Here is a 1232-nt window from a genome sequence, read left to right on the forward strand (position 1 = left end):
ACTTTCTACGAAATGGTCGGAGCATTTGGTGCTATGTGGATTTACATTCCTCTCATTATCCTTGCCCTACCCAATGAACATTTTCAGCTTACGCTTACTCATTACGATTGGCTTTGGGTTGGAATTTTGGGTCTGGTCTGTACGGTCTATCCGTATATCGAAATGATGCACTTGCTCAAAAAAATCTCGGCATTTACACTCAATCTTTCTATCAATATGGAGCCAATCTATGGCATCATTATGGCCTATTTTATCTTTGGCGAAAGCGAAAAAATGACTTCGGGCTTTTATATTGGTGGTGCTTTGATTTTACTATCAGTGGTTTTGCACCCATTTTTGAAGAAGAAGTAAGGTTAATAGAAAATTGTTGCCCCAAACATTAGTTTATTTTTCACAAAAAATCGCTCCCATTGCTTCTTAAATGGAGTTTTAACCCAATTATCATATTCGGATGACTCTTTCGATAAAGCAAGCACTGGTTCAACATTATAGCCAAACTTTATTGGCTCGTAAACTCCATTATTGACAAAACCCAGTATTTCTAACGAGATAAAGATTCCTTCGTTAGAAAATTTAATATTTTTATCAAGTACGTTAATTGTAACATCGGATTGATGTGGCTTTATATCTCTGACAATAGCTTGTTGAAGAATTTCTATTCCTGGACAATCACAGCCAGAATCAACTGTGTATAAACGAATCATTATTCGTGAGTCTTTCGTTTGACTTCCTTTCAAAAATTTCAAAAATATTGAGTCAATATTTCCTTCTCTTTGATAAATGTTTTTAAGTAGAATCGCCCATTGAGTCCCTATTACGGGTTTTAAATATCTCTTTTGTTTGTCCCAGTAACTTCCCACTTTATAGACTTTATACTTTTCTTTTTTTTCCTTAACAACCGTTTCTCCTAACTCATAAAACTTTGGCTGAAGAAAAACTTCAGAGTGATTTTTTATCTTTTTTGTACTCAATGTTAATGTCTCGTATCCAATACAAGAAATAGCTAAAGAATCATCAAGTGGTAAAGCAATTTCAACTTTTCCAAATTCATCAGAGTACATTCCAAACTTTGACTTTAATAATATTACAGAAGCATATTGAATCGGTGCATTATCTGTTTTGCTAAGAAGTTGCAATTTGACAATTTGTGCGGATACACAAATTGTATTAAAAAACAGCAAAAAACAAAAGTATTTTTTCATTGTACTAAAATAACAAATTACAAAATAAAA

Annotated in this window: 2 protein-coding genes; one reads left to right on the forward strand and one right to left on the reverse strand. The window is 32.9% G+C overall.

Translation table 11 applies throughout. The features are described from left to right. On the forward strand, positions 1-351 hold a 351-nt coding region (locus ACOVO2_RS03580; RefSeq protein WP_421768652.1), incomplete at its 5' end, for an EamA family transporter. A 2-nt stretch (positions 352-353) separates the two neighbouring features. On the opposite strand, the gene ACOVO2_RS03585 is transcribed toward ACOVO2_RS03580, so the two are convergent. After that, positions 354-1232: hypothetical protein (locus tag ACOVO2_RS03585; RefSeq protein WP_421768653.1), on the reverse strand; the 879-nt coding region annotated here is incomplete at its 5' end.

The sequence above is a fragment of the Emticicia sp. genome (genome assembly GCF_049241225.1).
Lineage (GTDB): Bacteria > Bacteroidota > Bacteroidia > Cytophagales > Spirosomataceae > Emticicia.